Source organism: Paenibacillus sp. V4I9 (assembly GCF_030817295.1).
Lineage (GTDB): Bacteria > Bacillota > Bacilli > Paenibacillales > NBRC-103111 > Paenibacillus_E.
Genome location: NZ_JAUSZE010000001.1, coordinates 3,914,990 through 3,933,625, shown reverse-complemented (window position 1 = coordinate 3,933,625; position 18,636 = coordinate 3,914,990). Strand labels below are relative to the sequence as shown.

The 18,636-nt window shown below is 37.6% G+C and carries 17 protein-coding genes and 1 pseudogene; 16 read left to right on the top strand and 2 right to left on the bottom strand.

Annotated elements, in window-relative coordinates; genetic code table 11:
• Positions 1-233: 233 nt before the first annotated feature.
• Both QFZ81_RS37420 and QFZ81_RS18520 read left to right on the top strand, forming a co-directional pair.
• Positions 234-398: pseudogene (locus QFZ81_RS37420) on the top strand (transposase); the annotation flags it as partial.
• 903 nt (positions 399-1,301) lie between these two features.
• Complete coding sequence (locus QFZ81_RS18520; protein WP_307603964.1) at positions 1,302-4,151, top strand: Ig-like domain-containing protein; 2,850 nt, start codon at positions 1,302-1,304, stop codon at positions 4,149-4,151.
• A gap of 882 nt (positions 4,152-5,033) precedes the next feature.
• On the opposite strand, the gene QFZ81_RS18515 is transcribed toward QFZ81_RS18520, so the two are convergent.
• Positions 5,034-6,311, bottom strand: a complete 1,278-nt coding sequence (locus QFZ81_RS18515; protein WP_307603962.1) for an IS110 family RNA-guided transposase — start codon at positions 6,309-6,311, stop codon at positions 5,034-5,036.
• 457 nt (positions 6,312-6,768) lie between these two features.
• Between QFZ81_RS18515 and QFZ81_RS18510 the strand changes: the two genes are divergently transcribed.
• Together QFZ81_RS18510 and QFZ81_RS18505 are read left to right on the top strand one after the other, a co-directional pair.
• On the top strand, positions 6,769-7,161 hold the full coding sequence (locus QFZ81_RS18510) for an Imm7 family immunity protein (RefSeq protein WP_307603960.1): 393 nt from the start codon (positions 6,769-6,771) through the stop codon (positions 7,159-7,161).
• Between the two features lie 82 nt (positions 7,162-7,243).
• Positions 7,244-7,555: a hypothetical protein gene (locus QFZ81_RS18505; protein WP_307603958.1), complete on the top strand. Its 312-nt coding sequence runs from the start codon at positions 7,244-7,246 to the stop codon at positions 7,553-7,555.
• A 291-nt stretch (positions 7,556-7,846) separates the two neighbouring features.
• Here the strand turns inward: QFZ81_RS18505 and QFZ81_RS18500 are convergent, their stop codons facing one another.
• Positions 7,847-8,113: a hypothetical protein gene (locus tag QFZ81_RS18500; protein ID WP_307603956.1), complete on the bottom strand. Its 267-nt coding sequence runs from the start codon at positions 8,111-8,113 to the stop codon at positions 7,847-7,849.
• A gap of 350 nt (positions 8,114-8,463) precedes the next feature.
• Here QFZ81_RS18500 and QFZ81_RS18495 point away from each other — a divergent pair, with 350 nt between their 5' ends.
• The 12 genes from QFZ81_RS18495 (at position 8,464) to QFZ81_RS18440 (ending at position 18,263) form a co-directional block, all read left to right on the top strand.
• The gene (locus tag QFZ81_RS18495; protein WP_307603954.1) at positions 8,464-9,282 is read left to right on the top strand and encodes an ATP-grasp domain-containing protein; all 819 of its coding nucleotides are present in this window, start codon (positions 8,464-8,466) and stop codon (positions 9,280-9,282) included.
• A 314-nt stretch (positions 9,283-9,596) separates the two neighbouring features.
• Positions 9,597-10,409 carry an AAC(3) family N-acetyltransferase gene (locus QFZ81_RS18490; protein ID WP_307603952.1) on the top strand — a complete coding sequence of 271 codons (813 nt, stop codon included), beginning with the start codon at positions 9,597-9,599 and terminating at the stop codon, positions 10,407-10,409.
• A gap of 166 nt (positions 10,410-10,575) precedes the next feature.
• The gene (locus QFZ81_RS18485) at positions 10,576-11,271 is read left to right on the top strand and encodes a HEAT repeat domain-containing protein (RefSeq protein WP_307603950.1); all 696 of its coding nucleotides are present in this window, start codon (positions 10,576-10,578) and stop codon (positions 11,269-11,271) included.
• 114 nt (positions 11,272-11,385) lie between these two features.
• Positions 11,386-11,973, top strand: coding sequence for a Type 1 glutamine amidotransferase-like domain-containing protein (locus tag QFZ81_RS18480; protein ID WP_307603948.1), 588 nt, complete (start codon positions 11,386-11,388; stop codon positions 11,971-11,973).
• A 242-nt stretch (positions 11,974-12,215) separates the two neighbouring features.
• Entirely contained in the window at positions 12,216-12,917 is a 702-nt protein-coding gene (locus tag QFZ81_RS18475; protein ID WP_307603946.1) for an alpha/beta fold hydrolase, read from the top strand.
• A 227-nt stretch (positions 12,918-13,144) separates the two neighbouring features.
• Positions 13,145-13,717 (top strand): TetR/AcrR family transcriptional regulator, encoded by a 573-nt coding sequence (locus tag QFZ81_RS18470; protein ID WP_307603944.1) that lies wholly within the window; start codon positions 13,145-13,147, stop codon positions 13,715-13,717.
• Between the two features lie 17 nt (positions 13,718-13,734).
• Entirely contained in the window at positions 13,735-14,586 is an 852-nt protein-coding gene (locus QFZ81_RS18465) for a phosphotransferase family protein (protein WP_307603943.1), read from the top strand.
• A 140-nt stretch (positions 14,587-14,726) separates the two neighbouring features.
• Positions 14,727-15,305, top strand: coding sequence for a hypothetical protein (locus QFZ81_RS18460; RefSeq protein ID WP_307603941.1), 579 nt, complete (start codon positions 14,727-14,729; stop codon positions 15,303-15,305).
• A gap of 444 nt (positions 15,306-15,749) precedes the next feature.
• Positions 15,750-16,241 (top strand): ribonuclease FAU-1 family protein, encoded by a 492-nt coding sequence (locus tag QFZ81_RS18455; RefSeq protein WP_307603939.1) that lies wholly within the window; start codon positions 15,750-15,752, stop codon positions 16,239-16,241.
• Between the two features lie 162 nt (positions 16,242-16,403).
• Complete coding sequence (locus QFZ81_RS18450; RefSeq protein ID WP_307603937.1) at positions 16,404-16,646, top strand: hypothetical protein; 243 nt, start codon at positions 16,404-16,406, stop codon at positions 16,644-16,646.
• Between the two features lie 143 nt (positions 16,647-16,789).
• A complete protein-coding gene (locus QFZ81_RS18445) occupies positions 16,790-17,155 on the top strand; it encodes a hypothetical protein (RefSeq protein WP_307603935.1) in 366 nt (121 codons plus the stop codon).
• A 394-nt stretch (positions 17,156-17,549) separates the two neighbouring features.
• A complete protein-coding gene (locus QFZ81_RS18440) occupies positions 17,550-18,263 on the top strand; it encodes a Fic family protein (protein WP_307603933.1) in 714 nt (237 codons plus the stop codon).
• Positions 18,264-18,636 lie beyond the last annotated feature (373 nt).

Below are 18,636 nucleotides of genomic sequence, written 5' to 3'. Positions count from 1 at the left end.
TAAAGACACTTATTTAAGTATGAGGGAGAGTTGGCTGTTAAACTATCGGAAACGATAGTTAAACATAAAGGGTTCCACATATTAGTCATACATAATATGTAGAACCCTTTTTTTTATTTGATTTTCTTAAGTTTAGGTCTTTTCAGTCTACTTTATTTTCCTTGAACATAATGATGATATAGCCGTTCGCATTCTACGAGTTCAAATTACCAAATTGAAGTGTCTACGGCAAACGCTGGCGCATCGAAGTTTTCTTCCGGGTCGCTAAGCAGGAACTCGGCTTTGAGTCTTGCCATTCCAAATCCGAGGCACACCAGCATGCACATATGGAATTACTTTTTGCAACCGAAACCCTTCTTACCTATGCGTTATGGCAATTAAACAACAAAAAAACATAGTGATGATGAAGGCTACACCCACGGCGAAATGGTTCGTGGCCTCTTCCACACTCGTTGTCAGGTCCGTCGCAGAAACCGCAAAGGGTCTGAACGAATCTTCATCGATTTTGACATAGAAGCACGCCGCTTTGCAAGTCTTATTTCGGATTACTGGCCTCCCCAACTTTTCATGACGTGATGGCCGGTTTACTCAAACATAGATTCTCACAAATACCAATTAATCTCGCGAACTGCATAAGTCCTGTGAGTTTTTCAAGTCTCTCAATTATATGTGATATTTACACCTATGTTACAAGAAGTTAATATTTAGACAACAAAGTTAGTTTATTCTATAAAAGTAGTTTAATAGATAACTAATACCTAATAAGAAACTAACGATCCTTAAATATGTATCTAAAAAACCCCTTCAGTGAAGAAGTGAAGAAACTGAAGGGGTTTTTTAGATACAATTAATTAAATATAAAATGTAACAAGTACATTATCTTTTTTTCGAACATATCCACCTAAGTAGTCGTGGGCTTTAAATATGTAGCATCATACGGGGCAAATCATCTATGCAGCAAAAATGAGAAAGGGACAGCTTGTATGGCAATACGATTAGGGATAAAAACTTGATATAATTGACCAGTGGTTAAATAGTCATTGATCCCCAAGGACTATTTAATTTGAAAGGATAAGCATGCCAGTAAGCAAACTAACGGCGTTTATGTTGATACGGATCGATTCCAGTAGAATTTAATTTTATGAATGTCGAAATCAATGTGAAAAGTCACAAAACAGATGAGTGGAAATCAATGCTATATTTCTGAAAAATCAAAACTATCGCTCTATATGATATACATTTTTTATAGTCTAATATTAGGTTGAAAGGCTGATTGCTATAAAAAATACGGAGGTTGGCAAATGAGAACAAAGGTAACAAAGCGAATTACAGTATTAACTCTCATCTTTATAGTAATCCTGTCTCTATTTAGTAGTTTGGCTTCTGCCTCGCCTGAAAAGTCAGTAAAGGCAGAAGGGAAAACAATTGTATCGCTCGTTTTAGCTGCACCTAGAATTACATTCATAGATGAAGGGGAAGAGCGTCCTATCGCTTTGAAAGCACTTTATAGCGATGGTTCGATGGAAGACGTAACTAATTTAGCTAAATGGGAATCAAGAGATCCGTCGATTGCAAAGGTTGAAAATGGCGTATTAAAAGGGATATCACCAGGTGATGTTTCATTGAGAGTAACCTACTCAACTTTCCCACAGATAAACTTCTTTGCTTCTATAAGAGATGTTCCAGAAAATGTAACGGCGCTTCTACTTTCGGCTGGCAAGTTGAGGTTAGAAACCTCTGATAAGCCGGTTCAAGTATTTGCCTTTACAAGGGACCCCGAGAGTAGACAGGTTACTTCTTTAGGAAGTTGGACAACGACAGATCGTAATGTTGCTACAGTTAGTAAAGATGGTCTGATTACCCCAGTTGGAATAGGCCAAGCATATATATATTTTAAATACGATAAATTGGTTGATGCTGTACTTGTTAATGTTGTTAAGCCGGAGAAGCTTGTAATTGATGAACCTGCTGTTGAAATTTTGCCAGGTGCAAATTGGCCGATTCAATTAACCGAAGTATTCAATAACGGAGAGTCAGAGAATGTAAATCCAAGTGAAGTGAAGTGGACTGTCGAAGATAGCAGCATTGCAACGGTAACGGATTCAGGATTAATCATAGGAGGTAAGACAGGTAAAACAATTGTGACAGCTTCCTATCGATCAGATGTTCTTCCTCCAGTTAAAATTGAGGTTACTGTCACCAATAAGCTTACTACTCCAAGAGTTATTGGTTTGGCTGCTTCTCCATCAAACCTCTCCATAGGTGTAGGTGATGAAGCGCCAATTGCAATAACAGCGATTTACAGTGATGGGAGCACGGAGGATGTCACAGCTTCCGTTCAATTGTACTCCGACAATTTCTACGTAGCTTCAGTTCAGCAAAATTTTGGTGGTACATCAAAGGTTATTGGTCAATTGAGTGGCGCAACCGTTTTGCATGCTATCTATGCTAATGGTCGTCACACTGTAGATATCCCGGTGGCTGTCGCGGATAAAGACGGTCAGAAGAAGGCTCCAACCCCTGAATCGATTTCTGTTACACCAAATATAAAAAATATGGTGGTACATCAACAGCAGCAATTGGAGGTAAAAGCGAGCTATACGGACAAATCTGTTGTAAATTCGACTCCATCTGCGGTTTATAAATCATCTAATCCTGATGTTGTTAAAGTGAATAAGGATGGCCTACTTACTGCTGTAGGTACTGGTACAGCCATAATTACCGTAGATAGCTCCGGTTACTCAAAGCAGGTTCCTATTGTCGTTTCAAAAGAACCTTCTAAAGATTTAGTGAATAAAATTGTTGATCTGATTCCTAGTGAAACTAACATCTCCTTTCGGTTAGCCGAGGGCATGCATTCGTTTTCTGTAAAAGCAAAATATCAAGATGGTTCAACAACTGACGTCACTTCAGATTCAAGATTCACATCACTAGACCCAAGCATTGTTACAGTTAAGAATGGTGTTCTTACAGCCGTTGCACCAGGTACAACTCAGGTCCTTATCAATCACGGGACAAGCACCGAAATCTTGAAGGTTTCAATCCTTTCTGAAAATAATGCATCTACGGGGGATTTAAAAATAGAATCATTGCTTGTATCCTCATTGGATGTTATTGTTCAAAAAGATAAGCTTTATCCCGTACATGTTTTAGCCCAATACAATGATGGAACTCAAAAAGAGATTACGAAGTCAATCCAGTGGATTTCAGAGGATCCTAATGTTGCTGGTGTTACAGACGGGAAATTTACTGGAAAGAAAATTGGTAAAACGAAAGTTAGTGCAACAATTGAAGGTTTCCCTTCTATTCAAATTCCAGTAAAAGTAACAGAAAAAGAGGGACCAGTTAATTTAGTCGGAATCACTAAAAACATACTGGGAATGCTAATACAGCCTGAGGCAGGAGCTCCTGTAGATGTGGACGCCTTTGCGGAATATACAGATCATAATATAGTTCAGGTTGATACTGATGGGAAGTGGGAATCTTCCGATGAGAAAGTAGCAACTGTTGATCAGAACGGGGTCATTAGATGGGTCGGCCCTGGTGAAGCATACATCTATTTCAATTATGGAGGTTTGAGAGATTCTGTTTGGGTAAGAAACACAAAGCCTGTAGCTTTAACGTCATTTCCCCGCAATGTGATGTTAGAACCTAATAAGTCGACGGACGTGTCTATAATTGCTTTCTTTGGTCATCCGGGCAGAGATGGTAATTGTGATTGTTTTGATGTTACTAGCCTAGTAAAATGGACGGTGGCGGACGAATCGGTTGCAACGATTTCTGCTGATGGACATATCATCGCTCACGCTGTTGGAAAAACGACGATAACTGCTACTGTTTTTGGTATGTCAACGACAATTAATGTTGAAGTCGTAGCAAAGTATCCTACATTTACATTGGGGATAAGCTCTTCGCCGGGTTATATCGTAAATTCAGCAGGCTCAACAAGTGAGGTAGTCATTAATGCAATGTCTAGCGATGGAACGGTAAAAGTCGTTACGGCTGATGTCACATGGAGTACGTCTAATCCGGAAGTAGCTGAAGTGACCGCTGATCATAAGATCATAGCGAAATCAGAAGGAGCAGCTGTGATATTTGCGGAATATGATGGATTTAAAATAATTATTCCTGTTGTAGTAAAACCTAAATAAATAATGTCAATTATGAATTATTGATGATGAGATGAATTCTCCAGCCATATTCAATTTGAAAAGCCAGCGATTTGTTACGCTGGCTTTTTACTATAGTAAGTTTGGAGGCGATACAAATAGAACATTACATGAACCGTATCACAAATAGAAGCATCAGTTTCATCTCAAGCAAGAAATAAAGGATTTGCAGCAGCATCAAATATTTTTGACACATCTTCCATAGGAACATGCTTGTACGATAAAGGTAAGAGTCAGAATTTTATCCTCTAAACGTAATGGTTGGAATTGATTTTGTTTCGTTTAGGAGTTATATTTTAATTCAAACAATGTGCTAAGTAATGGTGAGCAGTAGTCCGCGTAAACCGCGGGCTTTTTTATTTATCGGCTCAAGTTCTTGTAAATTGACAATGTCAAGAACTTGAGTCGATTGCCGATTTGTGACAAGAACATTGTCCGAATGCCGACACATAAAATTTAACCGCTAAACTCCCTCAGAGAATAAGGATTTTCTCACGAATGCTCGCTCATTCGCAGGATTTCAAAATGCATGTTAAATAGGAGTTCCGGTGTTTAGGTAGTGTGTGGCAGGCAGTTCCGTTAGAGCGCATGCGGGAACAGAAGGTGTTGATGTATTTACAACATCTTCCATAATAAAGTTATGATGCACGCTTCTCTCCACAATATCCTTGGGGATTCACTCTCCCAAATCTCGACGGGTCTTTGCCCTCACATTCCTTCGTCCTATCTTTCCAAGGTGTGGAGTCCGATCAACGTTAACGGAACGGGTCTATGCCCTAAAGCTTAAAAATATCGGTACTCCGTGCTTTCTTTGTGAGTTCCTGCGAATGAGCCAATTTACGTGTCAGGGTTAAAATTTACTTTTTATGCAGCTAATGGTAGCTGGGCCTTATCCATGGAGAATGATTGTCCTTCTCTTGCCATGGCTACAAGCATACGGGCTAGTTTCCCAATCAGCTTCATCATGGACTGCATTTTCGTCATTCGTTTCACTTCGGTATTATGCGCATGCATGGCTTGGAACGCTTCATTGAAAGATAACAGGTGAAACACAGTGAAGTAGAGATGCTTGCGCAGTAGCGAGTTGCCTCGTTTGGTGAGCTTGATTTGCCCCTTATACTTGCCTGAACTTCGTTCTGCTAAGTTCAATCCTGCCTTACGTAGTAATTGATTTCCGTGAGACAGCTTACGTAAGTCCCCGCCAAATGCCAATATGGCAGCCGTTGCAGGAACGGAAGTACCGACAGATCGAACGAGATCAGAACAAGGAATTTCAGGCAGTATCTTTTCAATCATCTCGTCCGCTTCGTCAATAATTCGGCGGATCCTTTCATACTCTTCGATGAGGTGCCTCAGCTCCCATTTGTCTTCTTCAAGGGCAGTAGTGTCTCCCACGCTATGTCTAGCGAGTGATTGAAGTTCCAAAGCCTTGTTCGTACCTCGCACCCCGCCAGGTCTGGCCATATACTCACCCCAGATCTGTACCATTTGCTCCGGAGTTAGCTGTAATAGGTCAGAAGGGGCTGGAAACCGACGCAAAGAGGCCAACGAACGATCGCTAAAAATATCATCAAATGCTTGTCTGTATTCTGGAAAACGGATATCGAGCCAACGATGGATTCTATTCTTAATCCGTCCTGATTTAACAACCCAGTGCTCTCTGTTTGTAACCATAACCCGTATCCGGCGGAATGCTTCATCCTTTGGAGAGAAGGGCGTGTAGAACCCACGACTCACCGCATCGGCGATGACCAGAGCATCTTTTGGGTCGTTCTTGGAAGGTGAGTTATCTCTGTTTTCCTTATTGCGTTTGGTTGTCATTGGATTGACAAGAGCCACATCAATTCCTTGACCCACCAACCAGTTGGCAAGATTGAACCAGTAGTGACCGGTGCTCTCCATTCCCACAACGAGGTCATTCATGCCGTGCATCTTCTGTAATTTCCGAATACTGTGTTCTAAAAGCTCAAAGCCGGCTAGGTCATTCGAAAATAGAATAGGGCGCTTGGTGAGGACAATACCTCGAAAATTAATGGCTTGCGCAGCATGCTTCTCCTTGGCAATGTCGATGCCTATGACCAGAGTGGTAGTGGAGATTCGTTCTACACGTTGATTTTGAGAATTAATTGGATTAGACTTCATAATAACGCCTCCTAAGGTGAGTTCTGAGGGCTGCAACCCAGGTACATACTCATCCTAGCGAGGCGTCCTTTTTTCTGCAAGTTCCATCTATTAACACCTACAGGAATGTTAACGGGCAGTAGAGCGTGGTGGAACGGCTAAATATTGTCGCTCCCTGTTTGTGATACAGACCACAGAAATGTATCTAAACACAAAGTTCATTTTGACAGCAAAATATATGTCAGCATATAAAGACAAAGCCACTTCTGCCGATGGAGTGGTTTCTTTGGAATTTGAGGGGGATGGTTAACAGCATATTATGTGTTCTACAATTAAGTATTAGGCTATGTACTTCCATCGACCGACTTATGTGTAAAATATGAAGCGATACGTCAAAATGTAAATTCCAACATATGGTATAATGAGGTGCAAATACACTTGATGAAAGAATGATTTTATCGAAAATGAGGGCTTAATTATGTACGAATATCATGGATGGCTGACAATAAGTGAAAATACTTATGAAGAAGAAACGGAAAGCTTGCTTTTAGTTGTAGCTGATATAAGGGCTTATATAGAAAAATTAAATGATTCGGTTAGAGGAAAACTTGATTTATATGCTGTTAATGGTGAATTTCATATGAGTCTTTCAGGAAATGATAACCATACGCCAATTGCAAAAAATAATCCAATCACCATCTTTGAATACATAGGAAATCAAGCAAAAGGTTCGTATGGTCTATTGTATATTAGAGATTCTGCAGACAAACAGAGTCATAACTGTTTCAAGGTGTATGTTCTAGCTAGAGGTAAAGTTACGGAGAGAGAAGATATGTATTTGTCGCCATGTAACCCAAGAATAGAAGATTAGGCAATAGAGATATCGCTTGGATGAAAATGAAAACACGATATGATACTAGGAAGGAAGCAGCAAAATCAAGTACAAGACGTTTGTGAATAAAACCTATGAGCAATTACAAAAACTTGTGTCTCCTCGATATAAACACATTATTCCTAAAGGAACAGGTGTAGTAAATGGATTTATCTTTGAAGATGATGAAGTTGTACTTTCATCAGTTGTAAATAAAGCCTTGAAAAAGGTAAATTTAAATCTAAATGATGAATTTAAGAAACTTGCTATAGGCTATAATTTCACTTTTGAATCTATCCAGCTATTACACGAATATAAATTTGACGTTGTATCCTTAAGAGACTTTCCTTGGACGGACGAGAGATATAAAGCAATTAAAGGAAGCAACAGATGAAATAAAAGTGAAGTTTATCCAAAGAAAAACACTCCTTTGTTAGGAGTGGCTTTGTCTTTATATGCTGATGTATATTTTATGGTCAAACTGTATTTTGTGTTTAGGATACATTACGGTGAACCGTGTCATAAGTAGGGACAAACATTTTGTTTTTTGAAAGAGCCTCAAGTTCTTGAGGCTCGAAGATTAATGTCATTTTGTTTATGGTGCGTTCATCAGTTGTACTTCCGTCATTAACAGTGATTTTATCTATAAGCGAATGTAGAAGTTGTTTTCTATGTTTAATATCAGCTACTTCAAATAATTGCTTGAATATTGGTGAAGAACCTTTTGTATAAAATCTGCATCTAATAGACCTTGTGATTCAATATTATGGATTTCGCTTTCCATTCTAAATACTTTTTCCTTTGTTTCTCTTTCTTGAGCTTCCAAGAACTCCATTCTTTGTGTTAAAATATTTATACTAATTTTGTTTTCAAGTTCTAATAATAAGTTCTGTTCTTTTTTTGCTTGGATATTTTCAAGCTCTTTTTTTATTTTCTTTAGTTCCTGTTTCATTGGTTTAGTATCTATGTCATTTTCTGTTTTTAATTTTTTAACGATAGAATTTACGATTTCTGGGTTATTTACTAATCCTTCTATTTCTTTTAAAATATAATTTTCTGCATAATTGGCCTTAACAAGATTTGTTTTGCATGTTTTTAATCCTTTGTTTGTATAATTTCCACACGCATAATGTTATTCTTCTTACACCAGGCTACGTATTCTCCTACCTGCATAGTAGAGACCTCTTCCAAAATCGGTAAAGGCTCTGATTCGTTTATAACCTTTTTAGACGTTTTCTTTCCTTCCTCATAGCATTTGGATGTTTTTACAATAAAAATTTAAGAAGAGCAGGTGAAGGAGTAATGAAGACGCTACTATTTGTAACAGATTTATATTATGAAGCAAAAGGAAGAAACTATTATGAAGAGGATTTATTTCTAACTTCTAAACTTAGAGAAGCCTTTAATTTGGTTATCTGTCATCCTGAAGATATTGAAGCATTTGAAGATAATGCTGATTTAATTGTTTTCCGAAATGCAGGTCCAGTCGCAAATTTTAAAGACAAATATGAAGCATTCCGCAACCGAATTGTTTCTAAACATTTAAACACATATAATTCGTTTGATGGGAAGGCTGATATGAACGGAAAAGAATATTTAATTGAACTAACAAATGCTCATTTTCCTGTTATTCCAACGATTGATACCCTTGATTCCCTAAATAAACTCCCTAATGTAGACACTTATATCGTAAAGCCGAAAGATGGAGCAGACTCTATCGGGATGGAATTTGTTCCAAAAGATGAATTGAGTGAAAAAGTTAATTCAGAATCGAAAAATACATTGTTACAACCATTTATCAATTTTGAATATGAAGTCTCATTTTATTTTATTGACAAAGAATTTCAGTATGCTCTTTATGCACCAGATAAAGATAAAAGATGGGAATTGAAAGAGTATGTACCTACGGAAGAAGATTTAGTTTTTGCTAAACGTTTCATCGACTGGAATAATCTTGACTGGGGAATTCAACGAGTGGATGCCTGTCGAAGCGAACAAGGGGAGCTTCTATTAGTCGAATTAGAAGATTTAAATCCCTATCTTTCCTTATTAGAATTATCTGAAGAGACACGTCAGAACTTTGTAGAAGCAATGAAAAAATCATTACAAAAAGCTCTTTAAACTATAGGGTACGATAGTTTAACAAGGGAACCATCAAAGGATGGTTCTATTTTATTTGACTCTATACTGGAAAGAGTGCATATTTTGCACCCTTCCCAATTTTCTATATCTATTATGGTCTCTTTTAAATTTCAATCTTGATTACATTTGATTGTTTGCCCCTGATAATGTTACGGTGAACCGTATCATAAATGATATGCCAGGTCATTAAGCTAACGGAAAACGATAGCTGAATAAAGACAGACAAATAAAGCAGGCGCCATGGCGACCTGCTTTGAACAAAGGACAATTTCGACTATAAGGAGATGAGAACATTGAGTGAGCTAAGAACAATTGAATTAACAAAAAATATGAATACTTTAGATTCTATATATAATGATTTAATAAAACTTGGCGTTAGAAAGAGGGATATATTATTAGTACATTCTTCTCTTTCAAGCTTAGGGTGGGTTTGTGGAGGTGCTCAGGCTGTACTAATGGCTCTTAAACAAGCTGTAGGCACAAGTGGGACTTTAGTAATGCCCTCACATAGTGGAGAAATTTCTGACCCAACTGAGTGGAGTAATCCTCCAGTCCCGAAGGAATGGATAGAAAAGATATATGAAAGCATGCCAGCGTTTGATATAGATCTTTCGCCAACAAGGGGAATGGGACGTATTGCAGAGTTATTTAGGACTTTACCAGAATCAATCAGGTCCAACCATCCGCAAGTATCTTTTTCTGCAAGTGGAAAATATGCAAATGCGGTAATAGATAATCATCAGTTAACACCTCAATTTGGGATGAATACTCCATTAGGTAAATTGTATGAATTAAATGCAAAAGTTCTTTTATTAGGTGTCAACTATGATTCATGCACAAGCTTTCATCTTGCTGAAGCATTAAATGGAAAAATGCCAAGAAAGAAAATGGGAGCTTCAATAATAGAAAATAATAAAAGATTTTGGAAATGGTTTGACGATTATGCTTATGATGCAGAGGATTTTGAGCAGATTGGAAAAGCATTTGACGAAAATAGTAACGTTACATTAGGTGAAATTGGAAATGCTAAATGTAGAATATTTAATATAAAAGCAGGTGTTGATTTTGCGGGGAAATGGTTGCAAAAGAATAGATTCAATACCTGAGTCATTAAACGGAAACGATAGTTGAGGGGGTTGCTTCGCGGCAGCTCCTCTTTTGTTTATTAACGGGCAGGATAGCTCTCATTCGTTCTTTGTAAAAAAATAACAAGTTTGTTCCAGATTGTAGTAAATTAAATGAAACTATACATGCAATGAAAGTTGGGAATTAATGAAGGAAAGCTATGTATCTTCACTTATTAAAACGATGTATATGAAAAGAAGAAAAAAATATTTGCTCGAATTAATTAACAGAATGTCTTTCCGTGATAATGCAAAAAGTTCTGATGAATCAATAAGTTTCAAAGCATATAGGGAAGCTGATGCATTAAATAATAGATATTTCATTCAGATGCTTATCGAGATTGTCAACTTTCACAAGTCATTGGATGGATTGAACGTTAGAAAGGGAGCGTATTTTATTCTCTCGAAGTTGTTAAAAAAGCATTCAGATTCAAATGCATTGCAATTCTTAATCGATCAATTGCATAAAGAATCGGATAAGTATGCTATCAGTAGCTTGCTTGACTGCGTTTCCGATTTAGAAAAATCTGATATTATGGATATTGAACCAATAATACAGTTAACCAGGAATGATAACTGGCAAATCCGCCACTCGGCTATCCGAGCTCTTAAGGCGTCAAAAAATCCAAGAGCCAAGCAAGTCGTGTTAGAAATTATAACTAATGGATCTAATGAAGTTAAGATGAACCAATATGATATTATTTATGCTACTTCCGTTTTATCAGACATTGGTGTAATCGAAGATATAACTATATTAAAAGAATTATCAAAAGTTAATATTCGTGATGTTCGAGAATCGGCTATATTTGCTATTGAAAGTATAAAACAACGGGACGGAAACTAATAAAAACAATAAGTGAAATCATTACGCTAACGAGAAACTTTTGTTCAATAAAAAATCAGGACGAGGCTGCTGGCATCAATCGGCCAGAAACATAAACTGAGGGGGAATTCAGAGATGAATGTGTTTTTAACATCTAAAGCATTCTTATATGATCAGGATGTCTTTGAACAGTTTCTTGCGTGGGTAGAAATAAATAGATTCAGCAAGAGAATGATTTCGATTACGACAGCTCAAAGAAATAAGGAAGAAAGAAAAAGATATGAAAATCAATTTAAAGAGTTATTAATGCGATCAGGATTTGAAGAATTAGAATTCATTGATATTGAATTTGAAAATCCAGAACTGCTTAGAAAATTCCCATTAATTTGTATTCAGGGAGGGGATCCTTTTTATTTATTAGACCAAATTAAGAAATCAAAAACAGATTCAATATTAATAGACCTCTATAATGAAGGTCGAATATTTATTGGTCATAGTTCGGGAGCAGCTGTAATGGGGAACACAATATCACATGCAAACTTACTACATCCAGAATGGAACACAATTGACATGATTGATTTTAAAGCTGTTGGAATCATTGACGAAATAATATTGCCTCATTGTAATCGTTATATTGATAAGCATGAAGAGATAAGAACATATGAAGAAGAAATAGGAAAAGATTTATTGAAGATTGAAGATGGGCAATACATAATTTTGTAAGGAATTTGGAAGGCAGTAACTGCGTATAACACCATATTCACGCTTCGGGGAATTCGCCCCCCTCGGTTCGAACCGAACATCATTACGCTAACGGATACGATTGTTAAACAGAACAGACTGCCGAGGCAGTCTGTTTGGTCGTTAAAGTAAGGGCAGATAGCTCAACAAAGAATTAATATCACATTAATATTCCATTTTATGGTACTCTGTGATTAGTATAATGAATTTGAGGTGGTAGTTTGATGGATTCACGATTTGCACTAAATGATGGAATCAAAATTAATTACCTGATTAGTAGTAAAGTAAGTGAGAATACTCCTTTAGTTTATGTCCCAGGTATGCTTGGTAGCGCCGAAGAATTTCCATTTGAGTCATTTGAAACCAGGCAAAATATTTCTATTAGCTTAAGAGGCCGCGGTAAAAGCGATGCACCGGATAGAGGTTATTCATTTCAGGATCATGTAAAAGATATTGAACAGGTACTGATTGACTCAAGAGTTGGAAATTTCTGCTTGATGGCATTCTCAAGGGGAGCAGCTTACGCCTTAGGATTTGCAACTCAACAACCTGATCTACTCAAAGGGATAATAATCTGTGATTTTCCAGCTCATTACAAAAATTTTACTTCCAGTTGGTTAGAAAGAAGTTTAGCTAATCCAAATATCAAGCCTCACGTAGCTAAGGGACTGTTTCGTGAAACTAAGGAAGTTACGCTTTGGGATGAGCTGGAGAAAATACGCTGCCCTGTACTAGTCCTCCGTGGAGGTAATGAGGGGTCATTCCTAAGTGCAGAAGAAGCTGAAATCTACAAAAGAAAACTTCAATATGTTGAAGTTGTTGTATTTGAGGAATCCGGTCATTGCTTATGGGAACCTGACCAAGAAAAATTTATAAAGGCTATTCATAAATTTTTGAATCAGATAGACCACAAGTATGTGGGTTAGATTTGCCAATATAAAAAAGCGTCAAAGGGCTTTACGGAATATATAGTGGTGGGAGCTACTTTGTTGGCTCCTTTTTTTGTTGAAGTAATTGCCACAACGAATCCAATGATGGCCTTCGCTCCGAACGGGCAGGATAGTTGGAACTCTTACCTAAAACACATTGACATCCTCATTAATTAAATATAACATATGTTATATAACTGGTGTAATGGTTAGGAGATGACAAATTGCCCCCGAAAGTAGTAATAACGAAAGAGAAAATGTTAAACGCCGCATTTGAAATCGTAAGGGAGCAAGGAATTGAGGTATTGACAGCCAGAAGCATTGCCCAAAGACTAAAATGCTCGACTCAGCCAATTTACAGTATGTACGCAAGCATGGAAGAGGTAAAAGATGATGTGTTTAACCGAGCTATTGATTTTGCTCTAGCCCGCATGAAACAGTACCACAACGAAAATAACGCTGCCGCCATGAATTTGGCTATCGGTTGCCTTTTGTTTGCACAAGAAGAAAAGGGTTTGTTCAAAGCGCTATATCTTTCTGACTACAGGAGACAATTTTTAGAGCGGAACAGAGACAAGCTTAGCGAGGAACTATTTGCTGCTTTTTTGCAGATTGATAACCGGCTAAGTGAGCTTGAAGAGAGCAAGGCCAAAACCGTTTTTTTCAAGGTGATTACGTATTGGTTAGGTATTGGGACTAGGATTAACACAAATACAATCGAGTTGGATATTGATGAGGCCACGGAGATGCTAGAAGAAATGTACAAAATGCTTACGAGAAAAGAAGGGTTATTATGACTTAAGGGGGTGCTTGCATGACGAATTCGGTAGGACGAAAGCTGGGAGAAGGCGCATGTGCGGAAGTATTCGAATGGGAAGACGGCAGCAAAATTGTCAAATTGGCAAAGCCTAACACAAGCTCCGCTGCCTTATTAAGAGAATGGAAGCATTGTCGGGCTGCCTGGGAGTGCGGGTTGCCTGTTCCCGAGCCATTCGGCCTGGTTACTGTAGAAGGGAGACCGGGCATTGTTTTTGAACGCATTTACGGTGATTCGATCCTAAACCGTATTGTAAACAAATTGATAGGGCTGAATAACCGAGAGAAAGCCGTAGACTTGATGGAAGATCATTTAAACGCCCGGATTACTGCTCGGCTTCTGTATCAAACTCATACGATTTCCGTACGCTTATCGTGCCAGCGGGAAAAAATCAGAAATGATATTCGCCGAGCACCATCCTTGACTAACCTAGAAATAGAAACTCTGATCGCCCTATTGGATCAACAGCCCATTAAGCAGCAACTTTGTCATGGAGATCCGAATCCAGGGAACATCCTGCTGCGAGATCATGATGCCTTCATCATCGACTGGAATGATGCTTCAATCGGGAACCCGGAAGCAGACCTGGCGGAATACGTAATATTGCTCCGATATACGGTCGTGCCCCCGTACCTGCCGACTGAACTGAGTATCTTTCTAGACACAATTAGGGAAACCACCATCAGCATATTCTTAGAGGAGTACGAACGGCTATCTGGCATCAGATACGCAGATATCGAGCCCTGGATCGCACCTATTGCAGCACGGAAGCTTTCAGCGGATGCCACTTCCGAAGCGGAGAAAGCCTTACTATTGGATGAAGTTAGAAGAAGAATCCGTAACAATTAAGGTCGTAAGGTGCAGAACCTTTACTGTTCTTTCAACCAAGGGCTAAACGAGGCAGCTGGCGGAAATATCGGTGGCTTCTTTCATCTATAGGGCAAAAGATTTTTGAAGAGTAACATTCATTGTGGAGGTGCATTAACACCTTGGATTATATAACTCACTATTATATAAAAGGAACTTTGCCTTTTCGTAGTTTATCTGCGCTGACCGAATCAGAAGCTCTAAAAATAATGGAGAATCTCTGCGATGACTCGCCTTTGCTTTCCAGATTTAAACAGCCTACTAATTACATGGAAGATAGAAGGGAAACAGAAAAATGGTTAAGAAATAGTTTTATTGAAAAGGGTGGTCGACCAGAAGCTGTATATCCCTTATATACATTGCTAGGAACTTCAAATTTGATAGAGAAAAATGCGTTAAATTATGGTACTGATATTGACAGGATTAGCATACCTATTTCAATTTTCGATGAGCATGATATTACATTTACATATCCAGACAGTATGGTATCCTACTCGACTTGGAAGTATAAACCTGCAGCTCATTATCAAGCTGAATATCATGGTCTTGTTTTTACTCTTTCTGAAGCCAAGGCAAAGTTAATAAATAATATTACGGATCTTCTTGGCGAAAAGTGGACTTTCTCAGAAGAGACATTACCTTATATTGAAGCACAGATATGGAACCATAAGAAAGTTTTAACCTATGCAGGAATCACTTGAGCTTAAGGGTACTACAATTCAATAAAAGAGTAAGATCTACAACAAAATATGATTTAGACAAATATTGTATTATTTAACCATTGATCGTTAAACTAACGCAGAACGATAGTTCAAACATGACATCCGGCAATCGACACACTGTAGGATGCCGTTGTCCGTAAAACGATCAGTATAGCGTGGTGGTAGCTTGTGTTAAGCTACCAACCTTTTTTTTGCTTTTGGGTAGATTTATTGAATTAATGTTGTGTTTTTTAATTAGATTCTGATACGATTTGTATGGCATTTATTACCATCTTTAATGATGCAAGGGGCTGTTATTCTTGGACAGTGAAATAATAAAATTTCATAATCTCCATTTACCGGATGAGGTAAGAATCTTTCAAATTCCTAGAGCTAATATTCGAGTTTGGGATGACAAAGTTATAGTTTACGAGGTTAGATTCCATGATGCAGCTGGTGACAATCTTACCTTTAGGCATTATTCTTTTTTATGATAAATGGTTCGAAATAAACCTTACTCTTGATAAGAATGGTAATTTGATTGATGAACAAGGACCGTTTAATTGGAGTTTTAATTGTGATATATGTTCTCCTTGTTTTAATAAGGGGATGAATCTCTATAATTTAGACTTGGAATTAGACATTCTAGTAAGTAATGACGCGAAGAAGTATTTAATTATAGATGAAGATGATTTCGAAAATGTTATTTGTTGTGGTTTTATATCCGAATACGAACGTATAGGGGCAAGAAAAGGTCTCGAAGGCTTAGTCGAGCTGATTACTTCAGGCAATCTAACAACCCATTTGGAAAGCATTTGTTCATTTAACGATTTAATTAGTTTATCCGACCCAATACCACCCAAAAAGCTAAAAATATCTGAAGTACCATTATTAAGTTTGCTTGAAAGACAAATTCATTATGGTACACGAGCATAAAGCCGCGATACTGCATTACGCTAAAAGGAAACGATAGTTGGACAAACCTAAAAAGGCTGCTGCGAGCAGCCTTTTGTGCTAACGGGCATCTATATTTAAAAGATAATGGAAAAGTACGTATCCTGGATTATGTAACTGATAATCGAAAGGTAGGTTCGGAATTTGGCGACATATGTAATACTGATCAAAGAGTACGATGATGCAGAGAAGGTAATTTATAAATTTGGTCCAACGGAAGAACGAATGGGAAGAATTGAATTTGACAAGGTTGTTGAAGAATTTAGGGAACTAGAGCAAGTACCTAATACAAAAAATGACCATACATTCATGAGGGCCGTTTCTGCTATTGCAAGATGCTATAAAGAAGGGAAAGGATTCCCAGACAGAACTTTTTTTGCATCATAAATTATTTCACTAAAGTCAAACCACCTTGCGACCAATCTGGGTCTCTTTTTGCTGTTGAACTAAACGGCAGTTATCTTAAGTGAATTGATGTGGATGTGGTAACATATGGATAAAGTATCGATTCAGAATGGGGGGCTGAACTAATGAGGTTGAGGGATTCCATGATGGAATTTAATTTCAAGAAGACTCTTATAATTTACCCATTGGTGTTTCTAATCTTTTTAATAATTGTTCATTTCATGATTGGAATCAACAAACCTATATTAATCTTCTTCGTGGTGTTCTTTATTATTAGCATGCTTTACATGAAGGGGTACTACTGGAAACTACATGGTGGACTGTTAGCGAAATATATTTTTTTCTGCAAGGTCAGTGAATTCAATGTTGATGAAATTCAACAAATCACATCGGTCACGATACAAAAAATTGGAACAGTTACTTTCCGTTTAGGGAAAGGACCGGCTGAGGATGAATATATCTTTTTGTTACGGGATGGAAATGAAATTTAATCATTTGCACATTGCTTAAACAGAGATGGGAAATCAATAGGAAGATATCTAAATAAAAAATACAAGATAAGGCTAGTAGAGAAAACGAAGTATAAATTGAATAATATATAGGATCAAAAAATAATTGTTAACGTATCTTGATTTCAGAGTAATCCATTAAACTAACGCAGAACGCTAGTTCAATACAAACAGATTAAAACCTCTGCCCCTAACCACTTTGACAAATGCACGAACACAAAGGATCCTAATCGAATTGCCTACGATAATCATTAAGAGTAGTTTTTTAGATTGGGCTATGTAAAGCGTTGTGTTTGATAATTGAAAATTTATTTCAACCCTCGGTAGTGTTTGATGGTTAAAATTAGGAGTAGAGAGGGAATGGGGGTTTATCGAGATGAACAGTATTGTCAAGGCGATGGTTGCTGATATCGAATATTTTGACGATCTTATTGTCCGGATGATTTATCATTCCGCCGCGATAGAAGGAAATACGGTAACAATTGACGAAACGAAAAGCATGTTTATTGATGGTATCATGCCTAATTTTAAGAGAAAAGTAACACTTCGTGAAATTCACGAACTCACGAACTTGAATGCCTGTTGGCATTTCATGATGGGAGATGTGACATCAGAAAGTCCCATTACAATTTCATTGATGCACGAATATCATCGGAAGATCATGCAGAATATCGATGAAGAATCAGGTAAATTTAAAAGAACGAAAAATATGGTTGGTGGCGAACTCACGGTTGATCCCACTTCAGTTCCAACGGAGATGAATATCTTAATTGACCAGCTTTACAATGGTTGGTTGGCGTATGCGAAAAATATGGAAGACATCGTAAGAGCTGCAGTGTCATTCCATATGAGATATGAGAAGATACATCCATATTTGGATGGCAATGGGCGATCAGGTAGACTTCTGATGAACCACGTGCTTATCGCACAAAATGTTGCTCCATTTGTTATCAAAGTGGAGGACAAAGCATTCTATTATCAGTGTTTACGTGAAAATAATGTTACTGCTCTTACCGAATATGCTCTGAAACAAATCGCTCACGAGGTTACACTAATTAACCGCAATGGCGAGGCTTACAGTTTCTTGTAAGCCTACTTTAGAATTAAAGGCGGAGCTAAGTAAAGAATGGACTGAAGATGAGGAGATTGATCTGTAGAATATTCATTCAACAATTCAAAATCCGACTAAGCTAACGAGGAACGATAGTTGAATCATACCTGGGAGCAGATCGCCACGGCAGCTGCTCATTGTTGTCATTAAGCTAAAGGGCAGTAGAGCGTGGTGGCAAACGGCTATTTTCACTAGGGCATGAAGGGGAAGTAACAACAGATGTTCAATGAAAATAAAGTATTTGACTGAAAATTATCAAGACCTTAGTTGAGAAAAATATATTAAAATAAAAGGGTTTACATATTAAACATAACTAATATGTAACCCCTTTTTTTTCGTACTGAGAATAAAT